Annotated in this window: 22 protein-coding genes; 12 read left to right on the top strand and 10 right to left on the bottom strand. The window is 52.8% G+C overall.

All coding sequences use genetic code 11. The features are described from left to right. The first annotated feature begins 32 nt into the window (after positions 1–32). The 4 genes from ABJM21_RS14520 (at position 33) to ABJM21_RS14505 (ending at position 4526) form a co-directional block, all read left to right on the top strand. Positions 33–2777: a helicase-related protein gene (locus ABJM21_RS14520; protein WP_348300715.1), complete on the top strand. Its 2745-nt coding sequence runs from the start codon at positions 33–35 to the stop codon at positions 2775–2777. A 48-nt stretch (positions 2778–2825) separates the two neighbouring features. Next, the gene (locus ABJM21_RS14515; protein ID WP_348300908.1) at positions 2826–3089 is read left to right on the top strand and encodes a S4 domain-containing protein; all 264 of its coding nucleotides are present in this window, start codon (positions 2826–2828) and stop codon (positions 3087–3089) included. Positions 3090–3191: 102 nt separating this feature from the next. Further along, a complete protein-coding gene (fdxA, locus tag ABJM21_RS14510; protein ID WP_348300907.1) occupies positions 3192–3530 on the top strand; it encodes a ferredoxin FdxA in 339 nt (112 codons plus the stop codon). 465 nt (positions 3531–3995) lie between these two features. Continuing rightward, positions 3996–4526: a CarD family transcriptional regulator gene (locus ABJM21_RS14505; protein WP_109355750.1), complete on the top strand. Its 531-nt coding sequence runs from the start codon at positions 3996–3998 to the stop codon at positions 4524–4526. Between the two features lie 190 nt (positions 4527–4716). On the opposite strand, the gene ABJM21_RS14500 is transcribed toward ABJM21_RS14505, so the two are convergent. The 5 genes from ABJM21_RS14500 to ABJM21_RS14480 all read right to left on the bottom strand — a co-directional run bounded on the left by ABJM21_RS14500 (position 4717) and on the right by ABJM21_RS14480 (position 11880). Further along, complete coding sequence (locus ABJM21_RS14500; RefSeq protein WP_348300714.1) at positions 4717–8214, bottom strand: carboxypeptidase regulatory-like domain-containing protein; 3498 nt, start codon at positions 8212–8214, stop codon at positions 4717–4719. A 232-nt stretch (positions 8215–8446) separates the two neighbouring features. Then, on the bottom strand, positions 8447–9067 hold the full coding sequence (udk, locus tag ABJM21_RS14495; protein ID WP_348300713.1) for a uridine kinase: 621 nt from the start codon (positions 9065–9067) through the stop codon (positions 8447–8449). Continuing rightward, on the bottom strand, positions 9064–10008 hold the full coding sequence (locus ABJM21_RS14490) for a 2-oxoglutarate and iron-dependent oxygenase domain-containing protein (protein WP_348300712.1): 945 nt from the start codon (positions 10006–10008) through the stop codon (positions 9064–9066). The genes udk and ABJM21_RS14490 overlap by 4 nt, the downstream gene beginning before the upstream one ends. 44 nt (positions 10009–10052) lie before the next feature. After that, positions 10053–11288 (bottom strand): NupC/NupG family nucleoside CNT transporter, encoded by a 1236-nt coding sequence (locus ABJM21_RS14485; RefSeq protein ID WP_348300711.1) that lies wholly within the window; start codon positions 11286–11288, stop codon positions 10053–10055. 22 nt (positions 11289–11310) lie between these two features. Next, complete coding sequence (locus ABJM21_RS14480) at positions 11311–11880, bottom strand: TIGR00730 family Rossman fold protein (RefSeq protein WP_348300710.1); 570 nt, start codon at positions 11878–11880, stop codon at positions 11311–11313. A gap of 162 nt (positions 11881–12042) precedes the next feature. Between ABJM21_RS14480 and ABJM21_RS14475 the strand changes: the two genes are divergently transcribed. Both ABJM21_RS14475 and ABJM21_RS14470 read left to right on the top strand, forming a co-directional pair. Then, complete coding sequence (locus tag ABJM21_RS14475) at positions 12043–12684, top strand: queuosine precursor transporter (RefSeq protein WP_348300709.1); 642 nt, start codon at positions 12043–12045, stop codon at positions 12682–12684. Between the two features lie 44 nt (positions 12685–12728). Further along, the gene (locus ABJM21_RS14470; protein ID WP_348300708.1) at positions 12729–13469 is read left to right on the top strand and encodes a hypothetical protein; all 741 of its coding nucleotides are present in this window, start codon (positions 12729–12731) and stop codon (positions 13467–13469) included. On the opposite strand, the gene ABJM21_RS14465 is transcribed toward ABJM21_RS14470, so the two are convergent. From ABJM21_RS14465 to ABJM21_RS14445, 5 genes are all read right to left on the bottom strand, one after another. Beyond that, entirely contained in the window at positions 13466–14074 is a 609-nt protein-coding gene (locus tag ABJM21_RS14465; protein WP_348300707.1) for a nucleotidyltransferase family protein, read from the bottom strand. The two genes, ABJM21_RS14470 and ABJM21_RS14465, sit on opposite strands and share 4 nt — an antisense overlap. Further along, positions 14071–14544 (bottom strand): c-type cytochrome, encoded by a 474-nt coding sequence (locus ABJM21_RS14460; protein ID WP_348300706.1) that lies wholly within the window; start codon positions 14542–14544, stop codon positions 14071–14073. The genes ABJM21_RS14465 and ABJM21_RS14460 overlap by 4 nt, the downstream gene beginning before the upstream one ends. Before the next feature lie 33 nt (positions 14545–14577). Further along, positions 14578–16821 (bottom strand): molybdopterin cofactor-binding domain-containing protein, encoded by a 2244-nt coding sequence (locus ABJM21_RS14455; RefSeq protein ID WP_348300705.1) that lies wholly within the window; start codon positions 16819–16821, stop codon positions 14578–14580. 2 nt (positions 16822–16823) lie between these two features. Continuing rightward, positions 16824–17300 carry a (2Fe-2S)-binding protein gene (locus tag ABJM21_RS14450; RefSeq protein WP_348300704.1) on the bottom strand — a complete coding sequence of 159 codons (477 nt, stop codon included), beginning with the start codon at positions 17298–17300 and terminating at the stop codon, positions 16824–16826. Positions 17301–17391: 91 nt separating this feature from the next. After that, positions 17392–18156 (bottom strand): hypothetical protein, encoded by a 765-nt coding sequence (locus ABJM21_RS14445; protein WP_348300703.1) that lies wholly within the window; start codon positions 18154–18156, stop codon positions 17392–17394. A gap of 12 nt (positions 18157–18168) precedes the next feature. Here ABJM21_RS14445 and ABJM21_RS14440 point away from each other — a divergent pair, with 12 nt between their 5' ends. The 6 genes from ABJM21_RS14440 to ABJM21_RS14415 are packed head-to-tail and all read left to right on the top strand — an operon-like array spanning position 18169 to position 24583. Continuing rightward, positions 18169–18960, top strand: a complete 792-nt coding sequence (locus ABJM21_RS14440; RefSeq protein WP_348300702.1) for a hypothetical protein — start codon at positions 18169–18171, stop codon at positions 18958–18960. Continuing rightward, a complete protein-coding gene (locus ABJM21_RS14435) occupies positions 18957–20324 on the top strand; it encodes a hypothetical protein (RefSeq protein WP_348300701.1) in 1368 nt (455 codons plus the stop codon). The genes ABJM21_RS14440 and ABJM21_RS14435 overlap by 4 nt, the downstream gene beginning before the upstream one ends. Beyond that, positions 20321–21277: a MoxR family ATPase gene (locus tag ABJM21_RS14430; protein WP_348300700.1), complete on the top strand. Its 957-nt coding sequence runs from the start codon at positions 20321–20323 to the stop codon at positions 21275–21277. The genes ABJM21_RS14435 and ABJM21_RS14430 overlap by 4 nt, the downstream gene beginning before the upstream one ends. Beyond that, the gene (locus ABJM21_RS14425; RefSeq protein WP_348300699.1) at positions 21274–22593 is read left to right on the top strand and encodes a DUF58 domain-containing protein; all 1320 of its coding nucleotides are present in this window, start codon (positions 21274–21276) and stop codon (positions 22591–22593) included. Before ABJM21_RS14430 ends, ABJM21_RS14425 begins: the two co-directional genes overlap by 4 nt. Further along, positions 22593–23636 carry a stage II sporulation protein M gene (locus ABJM21_RS14420; RefSeq protein WP_348300698.1) on the top strand — a complete coding sequence of 348 codons (1044 nt, stop codon included), beginning with the start codon at positions 22593–22595 and terminating at the stop codon, positions 23634–23636. Before ABJM21_RS14425 ends, ABJM21_RS14420 begins: the two co-directional genes overlap by 1 nt. Continuing rightward, positions 23633–24583, top strand: a complete 951-nt coding sequence (locus tag ABJM21_RS14415) for an RDD family protein (RefSeq protein ID WP_348300697.1) — start codon at positions 23633–23635, stop codon at positions 24581–24583. Before ABJM21_RS14420 ends, ABJM21_RS14415 begins: the two co-directional genes overlap by 4 nt. The last annotated feature ends 98 nt before the right edge of the window (positions 24584–24681 follow it).

Below are 24681 nucleotides of genomic sequence, written 5' to 3'. Positions count from 1 at the left end.
CAGCTTGATGTAGATGCGGTGAGGTAGCGCAAATGTCCGACTTCTCCCAGTCTCCTATTATCGCGGTTCTCGGTCCGACCAATACCGGTAAAACCCATTTGGCGGTCGAGCGGATGTGTGCCCATTCCAGCGGGATGATTGGCTTTCCGCTGCGACTATTGGCGCGAGAAGTATATGATCGCGTGGTTGCTTTAAAAGGTGCCAATAGGGTTGCTTTGGTGACCGGTGAAGAAAAGATCATTCCGCCCGATGCGCGCTGGTTCCTGTGCACGGCTGAAGCGATGCCGATTGACCGGGATTTCAGCTTTGTCGCGATTGACGAGGCACAGCTTGGCATAAACCCTGAGCGGGGTCATATTTTTACCGATAGGATGCTGAATATACGCGGCCGGGATGAAACGATGATTCTCGGATCCGATAGTCTGCGGCCCTTGGTGGAACAGTTGATACCCGATGCCGAAATTATCTCTCGCCCGCGCTTTTCGACGCTCAGCTATGCAGGTCCGCGTAAATTGTCCCGGCTACCGCGGCGATCAGCGATTGTCGCATTTTCCGTCGAAGATGTTTATGCGATTGCCGAAATGCTGCGCCGACAACATGGTGGTGCGGCGATAGTAATGGGGTCACTGTCGCCGCAGACCCGAAACGCGCAGGTCAAAATGTATCAGGATGGCGAGGTTGACTATCTCGTCGCCACCGATGCAATCGGGATGGGGTTGAACCTCGACGTTTCCCACGTAGCCTTTGCGGCCTTGAAGAAATTTGACGGTCGCCGCCGCCGTCGCCTGACACTCGCGGAAATCGGCCAAATTGCAGGCCGAGCCGGGCGTCATCAAAAAGACGGCAGTTTCGGTGTATTGTCTGGCCTTGCTTCTTCCGATGAATTGGAGCCTGAAGAAATTGAACGGCTGGAGGATCATGAATTTCCTCGTTTGGAATGGCTCTATTGGCGGAATGCCGAACCGGATTTGGCGAGCGTCACCAGTCTTATCCAATCGCTGGAAGACAAGCCAAAGGATCGGCTACTTCAGGCTGCACCGGAAGCAATAGATTTGGCGGTACTAAAACGGCTGGCACAAGATCCGGGTGTCAGTCGGCTGGCGACTGGACGCGATAAGGTGCGCCTGCTTTGGGAAGCCGCCTGTATTCCAGACTTTCGTAAAGTGGGTGCAGATCATCAGGCGCGTTTTGTTGCTTCGCTCTGGCCTTATCTTGCCCAGGGCAATGGCCGTATTCCCCATGCGCGGATGGCGCAGGAAATTGCTCGGCTGGAAAATGTTCAGGGCGATATTTCGACCCTCGCGGCCCGCATATCTGCAGCCCGCAGCTGGAGCTATATTGCGCAAAAGTCGCGTTGGGTGGAGCAGGCAGAGGTGATGGTAGAGCGTACACGTGTGCTGGAACGGCGGCTTAGCGATGCCATGCACAGTCAGCTCACCCAGAGATTTGTCGACAAACGTACCCGCGTGTTGATGCGCGGTCTGCTGAAAGGAGCCCTACCGCAAGATGTTGCATTGGAAACGGACGGTGCTGTATTGGTCGACGGGCTTGAAATTGGAACGCTGAAGGGCTTTCAATTTATCGTGCCTTCGGATAGCCGGAGGGAAGACCGCAAGATGCTGCTTGCCGCAGCGGAAAGATATTTAGGACCGATTATGACTGATAAAGCTGACGCTTTGGCAAAAGCCCCCGATAGCGAACTGGCGCTGGCTGCCGATGAAGCCGGTCAGCCGGTCATCTATTGGCAAGAGGCAAAGCTTGCCATGCTAACAAAGGGGAAAAACCTCCTCCATCCTGAAATCAAATTTGATCGTGCGCTTAAAGATATTTCGCCTGAAAACAGCAAAAAGGCTGAAGAGCGTGTCAAGCAATGGGTAGAAGCGATGAAGGCGAAGCATCTGGAAGGGCTCGTCAAAATTGATGCGCTGGCCAATGATGAGAACACACCAGCTTCGGTTCGTGCGCTGTTCGCGCAGATTGTCGAAGCGGGCGGGATCATTATGCGCCGCCAGATTGATCAGGCGGTTCGGGCCCTCGACAATGATATGCGCGGCGTCGCAAGGCGGGGCGGACTGGTTTTTGGCGCGCTTGATATTTTCCACCATGCGTTGATGAAGCCAGGAGCCGTACTCTGGCGAAATGCTCTGTTCGCTGCACTGGACGAGCAGCCCATGATTGCGCTTCCCGGTGACAATGCAGTGCATCTGAAGGATTGGAAATTTGCTGCTCCCGATCATGCCAGCAGACTAGGGTTTCGCAAGATTGGCGGTGAATATGTCCGCGTCGATATGGCAGAGCGTCTGGTAAAGCAGGCGCATGAGGCAAGGCATTCTGGAGCGGTTTTTGCCGTGGATCCTGCGCTGGCGACCTCTCTGGGATTGTCAACGGAAGTGCATGAGGCGCTGCTCGACATGGCCGGGTTTGTGAAAACAGATGACAGGCCTCAGGCTGTCGAGCCGGAAAAAACAGAAGTGGCTGAGGCCGCTGAAACAGAGGTGCCGGCAGTTGACGGCTCAACCGAAGCTGTAGCCGTTGAAACAACCGAGCCGGCTCGCTCGGATGATACCGCTCTACCCGAAACACCGTCGACATATTGGCGTTGGAAAGGGATGGGTAAGCCGCGTTCAGGAAAACCGCACAAAAACCATGACAAAAAACCCCAAGGTAAGCGGCCCAAAAAATCTGGTTCCGCGCCGCGTAAGGCAGAGCCAGTCCTGGCCACTGCTGGTGGCGCCTTTGCTGAACTGGCGGCCCTGAAAGAGGCGATGAAAAAATAGGATGCAGCTTTGAGAGGCAAAAAAGCTGCTAAACCCGAACCTGATCCAATGGCAATCAGGATCGACAAGTTGCTTTGGTATCTACGTTTTGCCCGCAACCGAGCGATCGCAAAAAAGCTTGCTGCTAAAGGTCATGTTCGTTTGAATGGTCGCCGGGTGGATCGTGCGCATATGATGGTTCGACAGGGGGATATCTTAACGATTCCGCAAGGACGTGAGGTGCATGTCATCCGAATAGAAGAGCTACCACTCAGGCGTGGTAGTGCCCCCGATGCGCAAAGCTGTTTTGAGAGACTGCGTACTGGCGAATGAATTAGGACCGAAAACCAACTGTTGACGATCCCAATTTTGCGCAATAGCAGTGATTTAACGACCGCAAAAATACCGGTCTGTATGGATGGAGTAGACGACCCGATGACTTATGTTGTTACCGACGCATGTATCAAATGCAAATATATGGACTGCGTTGAAGTCTGCCCCGTCGATTGTTTCTATGAAGGCGACAATATGCTCGTCATCAATCCCAGCGAATGCATCGATTGCGGTGTGTGCGAGCCGGAATGTCCTGCCGAAGCTATTTTGCCAGATACAGAAGACGGTCTGGAAAAATGGCTGGAAGTGAATACGAAATATTCCGAAAGCTGGCCCAATATCACGGTTAGCCGCGAACCACCTGCTGATGCTGATGAATTCAAAGGCGTCGAAGGTAAGTTTGAAGCCCATTTCTCTGAGAAACCCGGCGAAGGCGATTAGGTTTATTTGGAGGGTTCTTTTTAGAACCTCAAGCGCCGGGCGCGGGCATCCGCCCGCTTGGCTTTCCTCGCATAAGCTCGGGCGCGCGGTCACGCTTGCCGACGCGATGCGTCGGTTCGGCGCGACACTAAACGCTTCGCTTGAAACCATATAACCGAGCGCAGCGAGGCAAGGCCGACCGGCCGCCGCGCCTTATGGCGCGTAGCCAACGGCACGGATGTGCCCGCCCGCCGCCTGAGGTTTAAAAAACCCTCCCCCGCCCGGCGCTTGAGGGCCAACAAAAGTTGTGCGTTGCAACGATAAATTGCTTTTTTGTGACGAATCTGCTAACACTGATGTTGGTTAGCGACTGGGCACGGGGGGTGTTCGGTCGTTATGTATATGAACAAAAGGGTTTTTTCGTCGGGGTTTTGAAAAATTTGACCGAAATAAACCTTCTTTTCCATCGAGAAAGAAAGGCTTTTTATGGCTGCGAATACGCTGTCCTTTGATGTGGGCGATTATGTTGTTTACCCAAAACACGGTGTGGGTCGTGTAATCGAACTACAAAATGAAGAAATTGCAGGTATGCAACTGGAACTTTACGTTCTGCGCTTCGAAAAAGAACGCATGACGTTGCGTGTACCAATGAACAAGGCAGAAGGCGTCGGCATGCGCAAGCTGTCTTCTGACAAGACGCTGAAAGAGGCTCTTGAAACACTAAAAGACAAACCGAAAGTGAAACGCTCCATGTGGTCGCGCCGCGCCCAGGAATATGAAGCGAAAATCAACTCGGGTGACCTTGTCTCAATTGCCGAAGTGACTCGCGATCTGTTCCGCGCTGATGACCAGCCAGAGCAAAGCTATTCCGAGCGTCAGATTTTCGAAGCGGCCTCTAGCCGTCTGGCTCGCGAATTAGCTGCAATGGAAGAGACTGACGAGCCAACCGCTCTGACGAAAATTCTGGAAATCCTAAATATTGCGGCGCCGCAATATTATGAGGTGAAGGAAGACTGATTACAACGATCTGACTATCGAGAGAAATTGCAAAGGGCCGTCCTAGAAATGGGGCGGCCCTTTTTTTGGCTGGTATGGCGCTTCGTTCAGTGATTGGGAGTTTTATCGAGAGGCAGCAACAAACACAAACGGCGACGCTTTCCAGCGCCGCCGTTGTTTGGACTGATAGGTCCGAGTAATGTTTGGGGCGTTAGAATTCGTAACGCACGCCCAGCTGGATACGCCAGATGGAAGATGAGAAGCCAACATTGTTATTATCATCTGGGTTGAAACCCTCGATAATGTAGCGACCTTGTGCATCCACACCGCCATCGACAAGATCAACAAACTCACCGACAGGATTGAATGTGTTCCAGCCGCTATCCAACATGTTCAAAACGTTGTCGAAATCAGCGAACAGCTCAATCTTATCTTCGACGCCAAACAAACGTCCAGGCCCTGGAATTTCCTGACTGAACCGCATATCGAGATCAAATATCCAGTCGTTGCGGCAGCTGTTACGGCTGATCGATTGACCGGCTGAGAAATTACATTTGCCGAAGACATTATTTTCGCCATCGTTCGCCAATTCGCCATTGTTGAGATAGCCAAGTAGACTTTGGACGGCGGCATCCTGGGTCGCCTGAAGAGCAGCGGTAGGACGCACTGACAAGTTTGGATCGTCCACACCGGTTGGGATGTAGAGCAACGCATTGTCATTACCGGATGAACCGTCAGCAAATACGCCGCCGCCATCAAAGGTCAAACTGAACGGGCGTCCTGAGCGAGCCGTGAAAAAGACACCAAGCGAGGTATCAAATTCATCGAAAAACTGTTCTTTCCAGTTCACAGCAAAAGTAAGGTTATGTCGTGTTTCAAAATTTGATGTCGAGGTGGCCGGGTTCTGCCGGTCGAACGCCGCTGTTACGTCAAAGTTCGAAGTAGCCGTTGAGCTACCGACGTTACGGTAGTTATTTGAATCCGTGAACGCATAGCCCATGGTTACATTCACACTACCACCGTCAGTAATAATTCCCTGATTGAAATATTTCGACAGAGAGAAAGAGGCGACATGAGTGTCATAGGAACGGCCATTGGTTAGCTGGATGAAATCATCCACACGAGGCCGACGTCCGTTGGTGCTGTTCACAAAACAATCCGCCGTCAAGTTTTCATAGGTTGGCGGTGTTCCGCCGGTCCCCTGCAATGTCGCATTGCAACCAGGAAAATTGACATCAAGTGCTTGATAGATTGGACGACCATCTACCGTGAAGCCGTTTAGGCCGCGAGTGACATCAGGAGCCTGAACAAGATCAACAAAGTTGAGTGGATCAATGAATTTGGAATAAATGTAGTCGAGTTTCAAGTTCCAGTCGGAGAAGAAACCGTTGTCGGTACCGAACATGGTATCGACGCCGAGGTTAAGACGGAAAACGGTCGGCACATCAAAGTCAGGATCGGTTGATTGAACATCTGCCCCACCGCCTGCTGCACGGTCAGAACCTGCCTGGATCGCGCAGGCCGGGATTCCTGTAAACTGACCATTGTTCAGAACATTAAAGTTGCCATTGGCGTCCTTTATGGAGTCGCATGCACTATTGAAAGTATCACCATTTGCCGAAGAAAATCCGTTGTTTGAAAACGCGTTTGAGAAGAACACAACGGGATCACCGCCGGAGAACATACCAACACCACCGGTAACCGAAGTGCTATGGAAAAAACCGTCATTATCAAGATTATAAGTAGCAGCCAAACGCGGTAAAATTACCGGGTCAAGCCGACCAAAGGAATTAGCATTTGTGAAGCCAGTCCGATTAAGGAAGGATGGGTTGGCCCGTGGTGCATCGCCTGCATAGATCTGTACCCGAAGACCAGCGGTAAGGTTCAACTGATCGGTCGCCTGCCATTCATCCTGAGCGTAAAAGGAATAAATTTGACGACCAAATGTTGCCGCCGCTTCGTTGATATCTCCGGATGGCGTTACTGCAATAGTGGCACCCCCTAGGCCGCCGCCGACAAGGTCATCGGAGCTTCCGAAAACGCTTGAAAATCCGCCATTTGCCACGACGCCGTTTTGGAAGTCAGTCAGGTTGCGGAAGAAAATTGTCCCAGTCGCGTTGATTGCGAAGAGGTTGAAGACTTCCAGATCGTTTAATTCGGCACCGAGCTTGATGCTGTGGTCGCCGGAATTGATGTTCATCTGGAACTTGGCCTGATCAACAGTTTGTTCGAGCGCATTAGCGGAACGGAAAATACCCGGGCCAGTTGAAAGGCGGCCATTTTGGCCGTTCGGGATCAAGCCATTGGTTTCGTTGTCGAGACCCACCGACAAGCGAACTATAGGATTGGCGTCTTGCGCTTCGCCGCCGCCAACAGGACCTTGTACGTCCGTCACATCTGCACGAGACAGACGTAACTCGGTTGAAACGCTGTCCGACCAATCGGAATAAAGACGCACTGAATAGTAATCAGAAACAGTACCTTCATCCTCAAAGCTGTTTAGACCAGTCAGTTCCTGGTTGCCACTGTCTGCTTCGACATTGGTTTCTTCAAGACGCTGATAGGTGGCCTCCAATCGATGATCTTCGGTGATGTAGGCATCGAGGCGTCCGAAATAGCGAACGCTGGATTCCTGCAACGTTCTTGGATAGCCACCAACATCTTGGCCATATACCGTATTCGCGATGTTTGCGAACTGGTCAAACTGAGCCTGCGTAACGAACGTGGCTTCATTGGGGAAGCCGCCGCCATTGGGGCCAAATTCATTGGCATCACCCAGATCTGTTTCTTCATAACCCGCGAAGAAGAAGAGGCGATCAGGAATGATCGGGCCAGATAGGGTCGCACCCCAGCGCTTTTCATTAAACGGATCAACATTTGACGTACGACCATCAACAGTATCACCGCGAAGGCCGGAGTCGCGATAAGTGAAGAACGCAGTGCCATGGAATTGGTTTTCACCAGATTTGGTGACCACGTTAACGGCACAACCGGTAAAGTCAGAATATTCGACGTCAAATGGCGCGAATTCAACGGACGTTTCGCGGATGGCATCAAATGGTAATGGGAGCGAATTCCGAGAGGCAAATGGCGTTCCGTTCAGTCCAAATGTATCAGCTTGTACGATACCATCGACGGTGAATGTATTGGACCGGTCATTACCGCCCAAGCAACTGATCCGGTCGACTTCATTGGCGCGGTCAAGGCTGACGCGCGGATCGAGTCGAATAATATCACGAACGTCGCGGGAAAGGCTCGGGAAACCTTCCAGTGTATCGACACCAAAAGATTGACCGGGGCCAACCGCCAGTTGTGTGACATTGGCACGTGTGCCGGTTACGACAATAACATCACCGTCAGAGCCTGAGGCCAGTTCAAACGTAAAATTCGTATTGCCTTGGAGGTTAATGAAAACATCCTCAACGGTTTGGCCTTCGAAATTCGGAGCGGTCGCAGTGATCGTGTAAGGGCCGCCCGGAACCAGCGATGTAGAACGGAACTGTCCGTTGGCTGATGTTATAACCGTACGAGCTTGGCCGGTCCGTGTGTCTGTGACGACAACAGACGCCCCGCCAATAGAGTTGCCTTGCTCATCTCTTACTTGGCCTTCAACGCCAGATGTAATCTGCTGTGCTGCGGCTGGTGTTGCCATCAGGCCGGCTGTGGAAAGGCTGACAACGCTGGCTGCCAATAGATATTTCATTTTCATGTTAAGGTTCCCCATTTGCGGTCTTGTACAATCGATGGACACAATCTGAGTGTGCGGCGGTCGGCACACATTTGTGTAATCGAAATGCTCCCTAGGGGGGTAAAATGACAGTTTTGTCTCAATCGCAACGACTTTGTTTTGCGCTGCAGCAATTAATTTTTATCCACAGTTTATCAAGGGCTTGGAAAATCAGTCGATAAACAGCCAAGCTTCACAGAGGAGTGAAGCTATCCTATTGAATTAAAGTATTTATTGATTCCAAAACAGCGGAAAATTTGCTCGTAACGACTGTTTTTGACTGTTGCGAATTTATCACTACGTCTGCATACACCTGTGAAGGTTCTACATATTTTTCATGCATCGGATCAACCTGACTGGCGAAAACTTCCCGCACCGAGTCGGCCGTGCGGCCGCGCTCTCTGACATCGCGTTCCAGGCGCCGTTCAAATCGGAGGGCACTATCGCATCGCACGAAAACAGACAGATCAAAAAGTTGCCGCAATGGCGCGTGGTGCAGGATCAATATGCCGTCGACCAAAATGATCGGACGCGGTTCGGTAAGCGCCGTTTCGCTTTTCGGCAGATGTGTCGGAAAGTCATAAAGTGGCCGATCAATTGCGTGGCCCAATTTTAGCAAGGATAGTTGTGTGCACATCTTATCAAAATCGACCGCGTCGGGATGGTCAAAATTGGGGCCTCCCTTGCCCTCTGGCGCATCGCCATAACCAAAAAAATAATCGTCCTGAGGTAGGATGACGCATTGGTCAGGGCCCAGTGACTCATGGATATGGGCAGCCAGCGTTGATTTGCCCGAACAGCTGCCCCCGCTAATCCCCACAACTTTTGGAGTCATGCCAATCCAATTTCGCGCAGACGTTCCATCAAATAGTCATGCGCAGTGATTGGTTCGGGATAAAGATTGGGATGATCTTCAGTTATTGCCTCAGGCAATGTCTTGATAAGATAGTCCGGACGAAAATGCAGGAAAAATGGCATGGAATATCGCGAATGCCCACGCCGTTCCGGTGCTGGGTTGACCACCCGGTGGGTAGTAGATGGCAGCCTGTTGTTGGTCAATCGTTGCAACATATCGCCGATATTGACGGCCAGTTCACCCGGTTTCGGTGTCACCGGGCGCCAATTGCCTCGCTTGTCCAAAAGTTCTAGTCCTGCCTCTTCTGCGCCGATGAGCAGAGTGATCGTATTGATGTCTTCATGCGCAGCGGCACGTACAGCGGGCGAGTCGGCTGGTACTGGTGGGTAGTGGATCAGGCGTAGAATGGAATTACCGTCTCGCACTGTGTCATCAAAAAAATTTGGGTCCAGTTTCAGGAAACGGGCTATCCCCTCTAGGATCCGTTGGCCTGCTTTATCAAAGGCGGCGAACAATTCGAGATAACACTCGCGAAAACCATCCAGTTCTTCTGGCCAAATATTTGCGCTCATAAAGGATTCAAAGGGATGACCACCTGGGAGCTGACGACCGATATGCCAAAATTCTTTCAGGTCGTGAATGTCGGAATCTTTGGCCGCCTCCGTCCCAAAAGGCGTATATCCTCGGGCACCACCGCCGCCGGGAATATGATATTTCCGCTTCACATCGTCAGGCAATGCGAAAAAGGCGCGGGACATGTGTTCTGCCTTTTCGATCAAGGCATCTGAGATGCCATGATCGCCGATGACGGCAAAACCCCAATCGGAGAAGGACTGGCCGATGCGTGCTGCAAAAGCGTCCTTGTCCTGATCGGCCAAGGCGAGAGAAATCGAAGATAGCGTATCATGGGGTTGTGACATGGCTCTATGATGCTCTGCTAAATCAGTTTGTCAATCTATCGGGCTTAACCGAGAGATAATAATAGACCAGCCAAGGCAGCGCTCATCAAGTTGGCGAGCGAGCCAGCGGCCAACGCTCTGAGACCAAGCCGCGCAATTACGGGGCGCTGGTTGGGCGCGAGGCCACCGGTAACGGCCAGTTGAATGGCAATCGACAGAAAGTTGGCAAACCCGCACAAAGCAAAAGTCACGATGGCAACGGTAGTGGGCGACAATGTATCACCCATATTACCCAAATCACTAAAGGCCACAAATTCGTTCAAGACCACTTTGGTTCCGAACAGGCCCCCAGCTGCAAAAGCCTCTTCCCAAGGCACGCCAAGCAGAAACATAATGGGGGCAAAGACATAACCAATAATTTGCTGGAAGCTCAGATCTGGTTGCCCAAACCAGCCACCAATCCCGCCCAATATGCCGTTGGCTAGGGCCACAAGTGCGACGAAGGCGAGTACCATCGCACCTACCGCGACGGCAATTTTGACGCCAGTTTGTGCACCCATTGAAGCGGCCATAATGATGTTGGCTGGTTTCTCTTCTTCATAGTCGACAGCGACTACAAGTTCTTCCGGCGCTTCGGCATCGGGATCGTCGGGCATGATGATTTTTGCCATCAAGATACCGCCGGGAGCCGACATAAACGCAGCGGCGAGCAAGTAATCGATCCTTATGCCCATTGAGGCGTAGGCGGCTAATATCGTCCCGGCCACACCGGCCATGCCGACGCTCATTACTGTGAAGAGCTGGGATTCCGTCAACTTTGCTAGATACGGCCGAATAACGAGCGGCGATTCCGATTGCCCAACGAAGATATTGGCTGCGGCACAAAGGGATTCAACTTTGGATATCCCCGTGACTTTCTGGATTCCGCCACCCACCCATTTGATGATGAATTGCATCACGCCGAGATAATAGAGAATCGATATCAAAGCGGAGAAGAAAATGATGACGGGCAGCGCAGCGATGGCGAAGCTGTTTCCGCCCATTTCTGGGCTTGCTAGCGGGCCAAATATGAAATTCGTGCCATCGGCTGCATATCCGAGAAGGTTGGACACTCCAGTAGACATGCCCTGGATAATGTCTTTGCCAGCGGGAACATAAAGCACGAGAACTGCGATACTCGCTTGAAGTGCAAAGGCCGCTGCAACGACACGAAGCCGAATTTTGCGCCGCCCGGTTGAAAGGGCGAAGGCGAGCAAAAGGATTACTGCCATGCCTGCGATGCTTGTCAGAATAGAAGTCATGAGCAACCCGTCCCCGTTGAATTTACCACGTCACTTCCCCATTTGATCCTGTATAAGCAGATGTCAGTTGATCCAAGATGTCACCGATATTGTCACTCAAGATCAATTGTTCACGGCGCGCCGAGGACATAAACCCATGGCCCGCGACATTGTCCAGAAAGGCTGTAAGGGAATCCCAATAGCCATTGACGTTGAGCAGACCGATGGGCTTGCCATGATAGCCAAGCGCTTTCCAAGTCCAAGCCTCGAACAATTCGTCTAAAGTCCCAATGCCGCCGGGTATGGCCACAAAACCGTCGGTTAGTTCGGTCATTTTTGCTTTGCGTTCATGCATCGAAGTTACGACATGCAGCTCGGTCAATCCAGTATGAGCGACCTCGTGATCTTTCAGCATTTCTGGAATGACGCCGTAAACTTTACCGCCGCCGGCAAGTACGGAATCAGCAATGATTCCCATCAGGCCCAGGCGACCGCCGCCAAAGACCAGATCAATGTTACGCTGTGCCATTACTTGGCCCAATTGTTTTGCTGTCTCGGCGAAAGCGGGGTCCCCCCCAGCGCTTGCGCCGCAATAAACCGCTAGTCTCTGCACAAATTCCCCTTTGGACCGACCTTTGCCCCCAGATGCTCCTGGCTAGCTAAGCCAGAACATTATTGATTCCTCCCTAGAGGAAAATGGCGGAGAGTCACGATTCCTTTTTCCTGTTTGTTTTTGGTGCTTTTTTTTCAATCCAGACCGCGCTAAGCAATAAAGATGACAGCGATATCAGAAACAAAGCACATCCCACGCGGGCTCTTTGTCATTTCCGTTCTCTATGGCGGGATGGCCAGTCTGGCGGGAATTTTGGGTAATAAACTGGTGGCACTCGGCCCATTGGCGGTCGAAGCGGGCATATTCGCTTTCATCCTGTTGGTGGTGTTGGCTGGAGCGGTGGCCGAGGTTTACGGTCGGGCTGTAGGTAATCGGATAGTCGTTTTTGGTTTCGTTCCGATCATCGTGTCGATGATATTGATTCAACTGGTTCTGGCTTTACCGCCCGCGTCATTTTGGGAAGAAGAAAAGCGGGTTGCTTTCGACATCATATTGAATCAGTCAACCCGGCTGATGTTTGCCGGGATCATCGCCTATGGAACATCCCAATTGCTCAATGTTTTCATTATCACGCGGCTCAGAGGGGAGGGCGGCAAGATGCTGTGGCTCCGAAGCATGGTTGCAGGCGTGGTTAGCCAAGCTGTCGATACGGTGATTTTCATCACGGTGGCCTTCTATGATGTTGCTCCGCTGATGAAAATCATGCCCGGGCAATTGTTAGCCAAGGTCATATTGTCGGCCGTGCTGGTACCGCCGCTGATCTATGGCATTGTGCGGATGGCCAAGCGCCTTGACGCTGAGTGAAAGTTTTTGGTCTCTCCCTATTCAAATGGGCAATGTTCGGATGCTTGACCTTCACTGCGGCCTGCTCCGCACCTGCAGAAAAACCCGTTCCGTCGCTTGATGCTAATATTGTCACGATCGTCGGAGCAATCCATGGACAACACCGTCGCAGCGAGGCTTATTCGCTAGCAGTCTTGCGGGCGGCGATCATCAAATTTGATCCCGATATCGTCATGGTCGAACTGCCGCCGGAACGTTTTACCAAGGCCTCCGCAAATTACACAAAATTCGGCGAAGTCCGGGAAAGCCGTGCTGATGATTTTCCGGAACTGATCGATGTAGTTTTCCCGCTGCGACAAAAGCTCGGTTTTGAGATGATCCCGGTCGCGGCATGGACACAGAAAATTGCCGATGATCGGCGGATGGCTTTGAGGCAGCTTCAAAATGATCCAGAGCGAATCAAAGACTGGTCTGCCTATCAAGCTGCAATTATCACTTATAACAAAGCCGTTAGTGGCCGCTCTGATAATCCCTCCTTCATTCATAGCAGAAGCTATGATGGCGCGGTAAAAGCGCGGCAGGAAGTTTATGAAAAGCTGTTCGGTGATGATCTCGGGCCGGGCGGCTGGCAGAATATCAATGCCGCCCATTATCAGAAAGTCGCCGCTGCACTGGATGATTTAAAAGGTCAGCAAAAGCGTATTTTGGTCCTCTATGGCGCTTGGCACAAATATTGGTTTCTGGAACAACTGGAGACGCGGAGCGATATACAGCTAATTGATGCAGCGGACCTGTTTGCAGATTAAGCGCTACATCCTTTTCGGTTTTCCGCTACCAATATTTCTGGCGTATCAATGTCCAACAAGCTGCCGTCGGGAGCCGCTGCCAGATGCGCAGTTTGCAGCAATTGCCTCGCGCCCTGATCACCTCGCAGATCCTTTAGGGCAGTAATTTGGCCCGCAGGGAAGATTGCTGGGGGCATGGCTTTACCGCCGTCGCTTGATGCTACGACCTTGCTTTGTTCGCCATCCTTGAAAGTCTGGCACAAGTTTTGGAGATGCTGGGGCGCAATATAGGGCATGTCGGCTAGGCAGATGAGCAAGGCGGAGGCGCCTGAAGCTGCTGCGCTATTTGCCGCGCATCGGACCGACGTGGATTGCCCCTCAGCAGCATGTTCATTGACGATGATATGATAGCCCATTTTCTCCCAGCCAGCGGCACAAGGATGGTCTGGATCGGATGCTATGATGATGCGGTGATCAACGGGCAGGTTGCTCAGCGTTTCCGCAGCATGCAAACCCAGCATTTTACCGTGCAGCAGGGCGGCCAGCTTATCCTGATCGCCAAATCGCCGGGACTGGCCTGCGGCGAGCAGAGCCAGCATGATCCCGTTACCGGCTGTTTCACTCAATTGGCGGATGCATCCTCAATATAAGCGATAATCGCTTCCCGCCGTCCAGCGTCGCTAATCGCGCCGGCCATCATCGTAGTGCCCGGTACTTTGGCAGCTGGATTGGCAAGGTAATTGTCCAATTCTTCTTTGGTCCAAGTGATTCCGGAGGATGTCATTGCATCGGAATATTTGAAGCCATCCACACTACCCGCGGCGCGCCCAATAACACCATAGAGATTGGGGCCGATACGATTGATGCCACTGTCGTCAACGACATGGCAAGCGACACAGGTATTGAAGGCAGCCTTACCGGCAGCAACCAAGCTGTCGGTTGCTTCCTCGGCCGGTGCAGCAGCAGCTGCATCAGAACCATCTTGACCCGGTTCACGAACCACAATCTGTTCGGTGGGCTCTGGCGCTGGATCGGACCCGCATGCTCCAAGCGCGATTACCAGAACGGGCGCGGAGGCGCGAAAAACTGCTTTCATCAATCTATCCTCTAAATGACAGCACGAATGGCTTTAGGCGAAATTCACTTTGCTCAATGGCAGTTCGCGGACGCGATTACCAGTGGCGGCGAAAATAGCATTGGTAACGGCCGGAGCCAGTGGCGGCAATCCCGGTTCACCTGCTCCGCCGAGACGCTTGTGATCACCGTTGATAATCTCGACTTCCACTTCGGGCATTTCGTTGATGCGCAGGATTGGATAATCATGGAAATTGCTCTGCTGTACCGCGCCATCCTTGACCGAGATTTCGCCATAGAGCGTGGCGGTCAGGCCGTAAGCGATGCTGCTTTCCATCTGAGCTGCGAAGCCGTCAGGATTGACTGCAAAGCCCGGGTCGGCCGCGACGTAGATTTTTTTCACCTTCGGTTTCTTGCCGGTCATGTCGACTTCGGCCACTTCTGCGACGATTGTCCCGAATGATGGAACAAAGGCAATGCCGCGGCCATGGCCTTCTGGCAGTGGTTTGTCCCAACCCGCCATTTCGGCGGCCTTGTCCAAAACCTTCAAATGGCGCGCCGAACCCGCGAGCAACTCGCGGCGAAACGCATAACCATCTTTGCCGGCCGCATGCGCCATCTCATCGACAAAGCTTTCAATGAAATAGCCGTGCTGACTGTGATCGACCGAACGCCATGGGCCAAAGCGCAAATGGGTCGGCACATCAATTTTGCGGATCTTGTGATTGGCAATATTGTAATAAGGCACTGTTGGCGCTTCTTGCGGGTCGAACAAATGGGTGTGGATATTGCTCCAGCTTACCGCTTTGCCGTCCTTATCAAGACCGCCTTGGAAACGGCTCGTGGCCGACGGGCGATAATGATCCTGCATGGTATCTTCTTCACGCGACCAGATCATCTTGACCGGATATTTCGCCGCTTTGGCAATACGGGTCGCCATTATAATCACGTCAGTTTCTGATCGCCGGCCGAAACCACCGCCAAGATAAGCATTGTGATAGGTCACATCATCCATATCAATGCCCAGCGTATCGGCGGCCGCTTTGCGCGCCATCAGCGGCGCTTGATGGCCGGACCAGACATCGCATTTTCCGTCCCGCACCCAAGCGGTACAATTCATTGGTTCCATCGTGGCATGGGCGAGGAAGGGCACTTTATATTCTGCTTCGACTTTGGTCGCCGCACTGGCAAAGGCTTCGCCAACATCACCTTCTTCGGTTTCAACATCCCCGTCTTTGTCACCGGCTTCATCAAGCATAGTCGCATAGCGAGCGAACAGGGCGTCCTGATCCAGCGCGTCACCCTCGGTTTTGGAATATTTTGCCTCAATTGTGCCGAGAGCCTGCTCAGCCTGCCAATAACCATCCGCGACCACGGCGATAAAATCGCCCATGTTCAGAATTTGCAAAACACCGGGCATGGTTTTGGCGGTATCAGCATTTATCGACTCTACCGTCGCGCCGACAACCGGTGCCGCTTTTACAGCGGCATATTTCATGCCGGGCAGATCAGCATCAATCCCGAAAATGGCAGCGCCGTTGGATTTTTCCGGAATATCCGTGCGGGCAATGGTTTTGCCCATCAACTTGTAATCTTTGGGTGATTTCAGCTTTGGTTTGTTCGGCAGGCCTTGCTCTGCTGCGGCGGCAGCAAAATCTGCAAATGGTGCCGATTTGCTGCTCTTGTCGTGTATTATCATGCTATTTTCCGCGCGCAATTCACCGGCGGGAACTTTCCAGTCCTCTGCCGCTGCGGCAATCAGCATTTCCTTGGCTGCCGCACCAGCAACCCGCATGGCGCGCTGTCCGGTTCCGCGAATGGAGAAACTACCACCGGTAATTTGCAGATTCATCGCCGTGGCGAGTTGCAAAAATGTTCCGCCGACTGTGGGTTCCAATATGGCCGGTACTTCAAGACTAGGGGCCAGAAATTCGCGGCCAATGTCATGCGAAACATATTTCGCGTCTGCTGGTGCTTCGAGGATTTTGACCTTGCTCCAGTCGGCATCGAGTTCGTCGGCCAGCATTTGTGCCAGGGACGTGAAAATCCCCTGACCCATTTCGACATGGGGAATGATTGCTGTGACGATATTATCCGCATCAATCTTGACCCAGGCATTGATCAGTTGTTCGCCTTTACCCTTGGCCAGCATCGGGCTGAGCCGGTCAATCGGATTGCCAGGGCGGACCGCGACGCCGACGACCAGTGCGCCGCCAGCGACAACGCCGGCACCGATAAAGGCGCGGCGTGTCCATTTGCCTTTTTTGGGGGCTGCTTCAGAAGTTTTTGTATCCGCCATGATCAAGCCTCCTGCGTTTCAGAGGATGTGCCAGCGGCTGTCTTGATCGCCTTGCGTATCCGGACATAAGTACCGCAGCGGCAGATATTGCCGGCCATGGCGGCATCAATTTGTTCGTCGCTGGGATTGGGATTATTTTTTAGCAAGGCGGTGGCGGACATGATCTGACCCGACTGGCAATAGCCGCATTGGGCCACTTGTTGATCAACCCATGCCTGCTGCACTTTGCTGAACGTTCCGTCTTCTTCGGCAAGACCCTCAATGGTTGTAATGGCTTTGCCATCGGCTTCGAAAACGGGGGTGGAGCAAGACCGGACAGGTTTGCCATCGAGATGTACTGTGCAAGCACCGCATAGAGCAACGCCGCAGCCAAATTTGGTACCAGTCATTTTCAGGTTTTCGCGCACGACCCACAATATGGGCGTTGCCGGGTCGACATCGACCTCTTTCGCCTGACCGTTGACGTTTAGTGTAATCATGGAAGCCTCACCCTTTGGAATTCAATATCATTATGCAACCTATACCCGATGGTAGGAGTTTCGCCAAGTGGCACAATAGGACAGCGTCTGTTCAAGCAAAAATATCGGATAACGTGTCGGTAAACGGCCCTTCTTTCACCGTGCGCAATTCCACATATAGCGCAGCGACGCCCGCAGCTTGCACGGCTGCAATAGCTGTCTCCGCGATAATCGTGAGGAACACGGACGCGGTGCTGTTGAAGAAGCCGAGTCCTTCGGCCATGCCCGATAGCATGCCGGATGCGATCATGAAGATGATCATCAGCAGGAACATCATACCCTTGGATCCGGAGGCCAGTTCGGCGCTGCGCTTGAGTGAATCTGTGATCCCGAGATTTTCGATGACCATCACCGGCGCAGCGACCATCCACATCAGGAATAATATGATGCCAGGGACGATGAACAGCATCAGACCCAGCATGATGCCTAGCAGCGATAAAATAGCTAATCCGATAAGAGGCAAGAAACGCTTCATGGCTTCCGCAAAACACAGACCAATATCAACATCCTGACTGCGCATATCCCGTATGGTTGCAACGATCAGCATCGCTTGCAGCAAAATCGTCAAAATGAAATAGACGAAGAACATACCTGTACCGGCGAAGATAAATGTCAGCCAATAATCCCCCACATCGTCAAACATTCCATCAAGAAACGGGGCAGCAAGTCCATCGGGATTCAGGGCAAAATATTGCATCAACCCATAAGGCATGCCCGCAATGATCAGGGACAGCCCCAGAAACACAACGAGATGCCGGGATATAACGGTGAAGGTGGCGCTCATCACCCGGCCAATATCAAATGTCATTATGCTCATGCCCCTGTTGCTATGGCCAGTTTATTCCTGCTCTGGTCCGCTCTGTCAATCAGACGGTGGCCGATGCTCGCCTTCTGGCAGGCAATCTTCACTCTTGCTCCTGCTCCTCGTTTCTGCAACATCGGATGGGTGGCAAAAGACGCTATAGTACAGGGTGATAATGAGAACGCTTCTTTTGACGCCGCGTGGAAAGACGTGCGCGCTGATGAAGAAATTCAATTTGCCAATATCACCCCGGAACCGCCCGAAGAGCCGCCAGAATGGTGGACGAATTTTCTGGAATGGCTAGGGGAGGTTCTCGCTCCTGCCGCTGAGGCCGTGGTTGCAGCATGGCCTGTTCTTCGAATTATATTGCTGGTGTTGTTGGCGGCAGGCGTTTTGACCCTGCTATGGGTGATATTATCGCCCTATTGGGAAGAATGGCGTGGCCGCAAACCCAAGCACGTGGAAGAATGGCGGCCTGATCACAGTGCTGCGCGGCAGCTATTGGAAGAAGCGGACACGCTGGCAGATCAAGGACAATTTGATGAAGCTGCGCACCTTCTATTGTTCCGGAGTATCGAGGATATTGAAAAGCGGCGTCCCGATCTTTTGCGGCCGTCCAATACGTCCCGCGAAATTGAACGATTTGATAGCCTTCCTGAAACAGCGCGAGCCATGTTTGCGGTTATCGCAGAGCATGTCGAACGCGGTATTTTTGCGGCCACACCAATCGGCGAAGCGGGATGGACCGCTTCGCGCAACGCTTATGGTGAGTTCGCACTGGCCGACAGTTGGCGCAAATCAAAGGCTGGCGCGAAATGAGCGTTCAGGCCAATCCATTCAAGCGAACAACAATCATCATCATGTTTGCCATTGGTTTCGCGGCCTTTGTGGCGTTACTCTATGGATTGGGCGCTGGCGACCGTTTGTCTTCTGGCAATAATGGCCGGGCCCACGGGGCATCGAATAGTCTGGTCGGTTATAAGGCCCTTGCAAATTTGTTGGAAAAAACTGGCCGCGAGGTGCAATTGTCGCGCAATGCCGCTGGCTTCAACAAACCCGGCTTGCTGATAGTAACGCCCAATGCCTATGCCGAAGCGGATAAGATAGCCGAGGTCATACAAGAGCGCGCTTATGTCGGGCCGACGATGATCATCCTGCCCAAATGGAATGTGGCGACGACCAATCTTGTCGGGATGGAATCGAAAAAGGGCTGGGCGCAGCGGCTGGGTACAGTTGCCAGCGATTCCGGTGTGCAGATGCTGAGCGAGATTGTGGATATCGAGCTGCAAACGATCAGTCCGGAAGAAGATGAAAAAGCGAATGAGGGCAAAAGCGATGCTGTGATTGCCAGTGAACGGCAGTCAACGGAATCCAAATTCAACACTTCCGAAATTGCTGATTCCGCCGTTGGAGATGCGATCCCTCTGCCGGAAATCCATATTACCATGACCGGTGACTATCTGCGGAATATTGTTGAGGATCCGGAAAATGGAGAGTCGTTGATCGGCTATGTCGACGATGGCGGTATTTATGACAGTTTGGAGGGGCTTGATCCCTCGCAGATCACGGCCGATGATGAAATAGATGCGTCTTACTATCCGGTTGTCATCGTCGCAGATGCCGATTTGATGAACAATACCGGGATGGGCAACAAGCGTATTGCGCGCCACGCCTATGACCTGATCACCGCGCTTGAGGCGCAGACAGACGGCCCGATTATCTTCGACCTCACGTTTAATGGCTTGGGTTCGTCGGACAATCTTTTGACACTGGCATTTAAACCGCCCTTCTTGTCCGCAACAATCTGTTTGATAATTGCGGCTTTGGCAGCAGCGTGGATGGCGTTTAACCGCTTCGGACCGCCAGTGCGCGAACAGCGCAGCATTGATTTTGGCAAGACGGCGCTGGTTAATAATAGCGCAGGCTTCATCCACCGGATGCAGCGCGAACGACTGGTCGCCGATCCCTATGGGGAGATGATCCGCAGCGAAGCGATCGACGCCATCGGTTTGTCGCCGGGCGCGGATCGCGAAGAGCTGGACCGCAAGCTGGATATGCTTGGCGAGGTCGGCGGTAGCCGGTTCTCGGAATTGCTCCATAATCTCAATCAGGCCCAAAATTCTCGCGAAACTGCAGAACATGCAGCGGCGCTCTATAATTGGAAAAAGGAACTTATCGGATGAACATAGGGGAATTGAAAACGCTAGCGGACAATATCCGAGCGGAGGTCGCCAAAGCAATTATCGGGCAGGAAGAGACTGTCGATCATCTGCTTATCGCCCTGTTTTCCTCTGGCCATGTGTTGCTAGAAGGACCGCCTGGGACAGCTAAAACCTTCCTTGCGCAATGTTTTTCTGCGACCCTCAGTCTCGACTTTGGCCGGATCCAGTTTACCCCTGATCTGATGCCCGGCGATATTGTCGGTTCCAATCTGTTCAATTTCCAGACCAGCACATTCACTCTCACGCGTGGCCCGATATTCTGTGACTTGCTGCTGGCTGATGAAATCAACCGGACGCCACCAAAAACGCAGGCTGCGATGCTGGAAGCGATGCAGGAGCGCGCTGTCACGATTGATGGAGAGACCCACGACTTGTCTTCTCAGTTCATGGTGGTTGCCACGCAAAATCCGATTGAACAGCAAGGCGTTTATCCGCTGCCCGAAGCGCAGCTCGACCGGTTTTTGTTCAAGCTGTTGATCGAATATCCCAATGCCGAGGAAGAGAAGAAGATTGTCAGCCAATATGGTGAGCGTATCGGTGCACCGGGGCCAAAGGATTTTGGTATCAGCGCGCAAGTGGATGAAAAAACACTCCTCGCAGCGTCAGAAGTTGTGAAATCGGTCAAGCTGGTCGAGGATGTGACCGACTATATCGTCCGGCTGGTTCGTGCGACCCGTGAAACCGCTGATTTGGAAAATGGTGCCAGTCCGCGGGCAGCGATCATGCTGGCAACGGCGGCGCGCGCGCGGGCTGCGATATCGGGCCGCGACTATGTCGTGCCGGATGATGTCAAAGCGCTCGCCCCATCTGTCTTGCGTCACCGCACGCTCTTGTCACCCGCGGCGGAGATTGAAGGTCGCCAGGTCGACACGATTATCGAAGCTTTGGTTGAACGGACGGAAGCACCGCGTTGATCTACCCGACCGCCCGTGCTGTTTTTCTTATCGCAATAGGGGCGCCCATTGCGGCAGTGCTCGCTGCCATGATGCCGAACCTGTGGGCCATAGGTATCGCCTGGGCTGCAATGCTCATGGTGCTCTTGGTGATTGACGGTTTGATCGCGGCAAAGGCGGGCAATGTTCAACTGGCAGTTCCCAAGACAACCGAAATTGGCGCACCATTGGAACTTGGTGTGCAAGCTGAATTTGCCGGGCTGATGGCACCGCGCATGATCAGCGGAAATCTTGGCGTTGATGACAGGTTGTCAGACAATGGCCGGGTCGCGTTTACGCTCGACAGATCGCAACCAAAAGAGCGCATCTATAGCGGTGCCTCAACGACAACACCGAGCCGCCGGGGAACTGGGGATATCGGCAAGCTCTGGCTGCGCTGGAAAGGGCCACTTGGTCTCGCGTGGCGTCAAACCTCCAAGCAAAGCGATCAATCTGTCGCCGTCATGCCGAATATCTCGGCGGTGCGCAGCCCAACAGTTCAGATGTTCTTGCGCGATTCCATTTTTGGTCTTTTGGCCCGCAAATTTCGCGGCGAGGGCAGCGAGTTTGAAGCGTTGGCGGAATATCAACGGGGCATGGATCGGCGCAGCATCGATTGGAAAGGATCTGCCCGGCATAGTAAATTGCTGGCCAAGGAATATGATACCGAGCGCAACAACCAGATAGTGTTCGCGCTGGATTGCGGATCGGCCATGTGCGAACCAATTGACGGCTTGCCGCGCATTGATCGTGCCGTCTCCGCAGCCTTGCTAACCTCCTATATTACTCTGAAATCTGGTGACCAAACCAGTTTGTTCAGCTTCGCTGCCAAACCCGAATTATCTACGCCCTTTTTGTCCGGTAGCCGGAATTTCTATCGGATGCAGCAAGATGCGGCGACAATTGATTACCGGCATCAGGAAAGCAATTACACCTTGGCGCTATCGGCGCTCTCCAATCGCTTGCGGCGGCGCTCGCTGATCATCATTTTTACCGATTTTACCGATCCGACCAGCGCCGATTTGATGCTGGAGGCGGCAGGGCGGCTGATTGACAAGCATCTGGTGCTGTTTGTGGTACTGGAAGACGAAGAGCTTTCCGAGTTTATCAAAAAGAAACCGGAAAATGCTGAAGATGTAGCGCGCAGTGTCACGGCACAAAGCCTGCTGGAACAGAAGAAACTGGTCGTCACAAGGCTGCAGCATATGGGTATTGATGTGATCGAAGGCCCCCACAAACATATCGGCACGCGGCTGATCAACAGCTACCTCAAGATCAAACGGCGAGGGGCAATCTGATGGCCAATATGGTAACAGACCCGGCCATCGAACAGGCCATCGAAACCGCGGCCCTCAAAAGTGATCGCTTCCGGTTGGAGCGTGAAGCAGATTGGGTGCGGCTTGAAGACATAGTGACCAAGATGGAAAAGGGCAAAGCGCGGCGATTAAGTGACGAAGACGTGCTGGCGCTTCCCACACTCTATCGAACATTATTGTCCAGCCTTTCAATTGCGCGTGAAAGTTCGCTGGATGCCGGATTGATCGACTATCTCGAAGGATTGGCGCTGCGGTCCTATTTCATGGTTTACGGGACACAGACGAGTTTCGGACGGTGGCTCAAAGGTTTTTTCGGTGGCGGCTGGAGCCAGTCGATCCGCGAGATTAAGCTGGATATCTGGATTGCTCTGTTCGTTATGATTGCCGGAACCCTTATCGGCTATGTCCTGGTAGCGGGCGACAGCGATTGGTTTTATGCGTTGGTACCAGGAAATTTTGCCGATACGCGTGTGCCAGGGGCCAGCGAAGCGGCGCTGCGCGAGACATTGTTCAGCACCAAAGAGCATGATGGACTAGGGATATTTGCGGCCTATTTGTTTAGCAATAATACACAGGTCGCGATCCTGGCTTTTGCGCTCGGCTTCGCTTTTGCGGTACCGAGCATATTGTTGCTCATCCATAATATGGCGTTGCTGGGTGCCATGGTCTGGGTATTTGCCCAGCGCGGCTTGACGGTTGAATTTCTCGGTTGGCTATCAATCCATGGGACGACGGAATTATTTGCCATTTTACTGGCCGGAGCCGCCGGCATACATGTCGGGCGGTCCATAGCTTTTCCGGGCGCAAAATCTCATCTGAAAGCGGCCAGCGACGCCGGTAAACGTGCCGCTTTGGTCATGGCAGGTGTGGTGATCATGCTGATTTGCGCCGGACTGCTGGAAGGATTTGCGCGCCAGCTTATCAATGACACAGGCCTGCGTTACTTGGTCGGCGGCGTCATGCTGACATTCTGGTTGGTTTATTTCTTTGTCTTTGGCCGTAACCGGGCGGAGGGCAATTCATGAACAGTACGACAACCGACCCTTGGATCAGGCGATCAACTACCCCTAAACTGGACCGGATCATGGTCTCGCCGGAGGGTGTGCCGCTCAATGTGACGGTCGCTACAGCCGGCGCACGTGCCGGAGCTTTGACGCTGGATATCATCATTATATTGGGCCTGATTCTCGGTGTGACCTTATTGGGCTTTTTGGTCTTATGGGGCTTTGAGGCGGCTTTCGATGGTAGCATAGTGCTGGAAGAAAGCGGTCCACTAAGTGTTGTCGCGGTCCTTTGGATCATCGCGGTTTTTCTATTCCGTAACGCTTATTTTCTCTATTTTGAGCTAGGCGATCGCGCTGCGACCTGGGGAAAGCGCGCTGTTGGTATTCGGGTTGCGGCGCGTGACGGCGGGCGGTTGACTGCAGAGGCCATCATCGCGCGCAATATTATCCGGGATATTGAACTGTTCCTGCCTCTGGTTTTCCTGACATCCGGAGAGGCGGAAGGCACAATGAGCGACTTTACCGCTTGGGCCGGTTTCCTATGGGTGTTGATGTTCCTGCTATTTCCTTTGTTCAACAAGGATCGTTTGCGCTGTGGTGATCTGATCGCCGGGACTTGGGTCATCCAGAATGTGAAACGGAATCTGGATGGTGTCGTGGCCCCCTCGGCAGAGCTATCGGCTGATCCTGTTACCGGTGAGACGGCCAGCCGTTATGAATTTTCTGATTCCGATCTGTCGGTTTATGGGGAGTATGAACTCCAAACCCTTGAAAGCGTCCTTCGGACCGGGACTGATGAAGCACTGGAAACGGTGACCGCTTCGATCTGCAACAAGATTGGTTGGGAACCAGGCAGCGGTGACGAGCGGATATTCCTAGAGGCTTATTATACGGCACTGCGGGGCAAATTGGAGCGCGGTATGCGGTTTGGAAAAAGGCGCAAAGATAAATTTTCGAGCGACATTTAATGAGTCGATTAAATCTGCGAGGATATTTCGGATAGGAAAATGTCACGGGAGTACTGCTTGCCGTAGCGTCACCTGCTACGGTCTTTAGATCAGCTTGT

This window comes from Parasphingorhabdus sp., assembly GCF_039977335.1.
Classification (GTDB): domain Bacteria; phylum Pseudomonadota; class Alphaproteobacteria; order Sphingomonadales; family Sphingomonadaceae; genus Parasphingorhabdus.
This window is presented reverse-complemented; position numbering and strand designations above follow the sequence as displayed.

What these genes read in the sequence shown, in the direction of transcription:
- ABJM21_RS14520 (WP_348300715.1), top strand. Translation starts at nt 33, where the DNA reads ATGTCCGACTTCTCCCAGTCTCCTATTATCGCGGTTCTCGGTCCGACC.
- ABJM21_RS14515 (WP_348300908.1), top strand. Translation starts at nt 2,826, where the DNA reads ATGGCAATCAGGATCGACAAGTTGCTTTGGTATCTACGTTTTGCCCGC.
- fdxA (WP_348300907.1), top strand. Translation starts at nt 3,192, where the DNA reads ATGACTTATGTTGTTACCGACGCATGTATCAAATGCAAATATATGGAC.
- ABJM21_RS14505 (WP_109355750.1), top strand. Translation starts at nt 3,996, where the DNA reads ATGGCTGCGAATACGCTGTCCTTTGATGTGGGCGATTATGTTGTTTAC.
- ABJM21_RS14500 (WP_348300714.1), bottom strand. Translation starts at nt 8,214, where the DNA reads ATGAAAATGAAATATCTATTGGCAGCCAGCGTTGTCAGCCTTTCCACA.
- udk (WP_348300713.1), bottom strand. Translation starts at nt 9,067, where the DNA reads ATGACTCCAAAAGTTGTGGGGATTAGCGGGGGCAGCTGTTCGGGCAAA.
- ABJM21_RS14490 (WP_348300712.1), bottom strand. Translation starts at nt 10,008, where the DNA reads ATGTCACAACCCCATGATACGCTATCTTCGATTTCTCTCGCCTTGGCC.
- ABJM21_RS14485 (WP_348300711.1), bottom strand. Translation starts at nt 11,288, where the DNA reads ATGACTTCTATTCTGACAAGCATCGCAGGCATGGCAGTAATCCTTTTG.
- ABJM21_RS14475 (WP_348300709.1), top strand. Translation starts at nt 12,043, where the DNA reads ATGACAGCGATATCAGAAACAAAGCACATCCCACGCGGGCTCTTTGTC.
- ABJM21_RS14460 (WP_348300706.1), bottom strand. Translation starts at nt 14,544, where the DNA reads ATGAAAGCAGTTTTTCGCGCCTCCGCGCCCGTTCTGGTAATCGCGCTT.
- ABJM21_RS14455 (WP_348300705.1), bottom strand. Translation starts at nt 16,821, where the DNA reads ATGGCGGATACAAAAACTTCTGAAGCAGCCCCCAAAAAAGGCAAATGG.
- ABJM21_RS14450 (WP_348300704.1), bottom strand. Translation starts at nt 17,300, where the DNA reads ATGATTACACTAAACGTCAACGGTCAGGCGAAAGAGGTCGATGTCGAC.
- ABJM21_RS14445 (WP_348300703.1), bottom strand. Translation starts at nt 18,156, where the DNA reads ATGAGCATAATGACATTTGATATTGGCCGGGTGATGAGCGCCACCTTC.
- ABJM21_RS14440 (WP_348300702.1), top strand. Translation starts at nt 18,169, where the DNA reads ATGGCCAGTTTATTCCTGCTCTGGTCCGCTCTGTCAATCAGACGGTGG.
- ABJM21_RS14435 (WP_348300701.1), top strand. Translation starts at nt 18,957, where the DNA reads ATGAGCGTTCAGGCCAATCCATTCAAGCGAACAACAATCATCATCATG.
- ABJM21_RS14430 (WP_348300700.1), top strand. Translation starts at nt 20,321, where the DNA reads ATGAACATAGGGGAATTGAAAACGCTAGCGGACAATATCCGAGCGGAG.
- ABJM21_RS14420 (WP_348300698.1), top strand. Translation starts at nt 22,593, where the DNA reads ATGGCCAATATGGTAACAGACCCGGCCATCGAACAGGCCATCGAAACC.
- ABJM21_RS14415 (WP_348300697.1), top strand. Translation starts at nt 23,633, where the DNA reads ATGAACAGTACGACAACCGACCCTTGGATCAGGCGATCAACTACCCCT.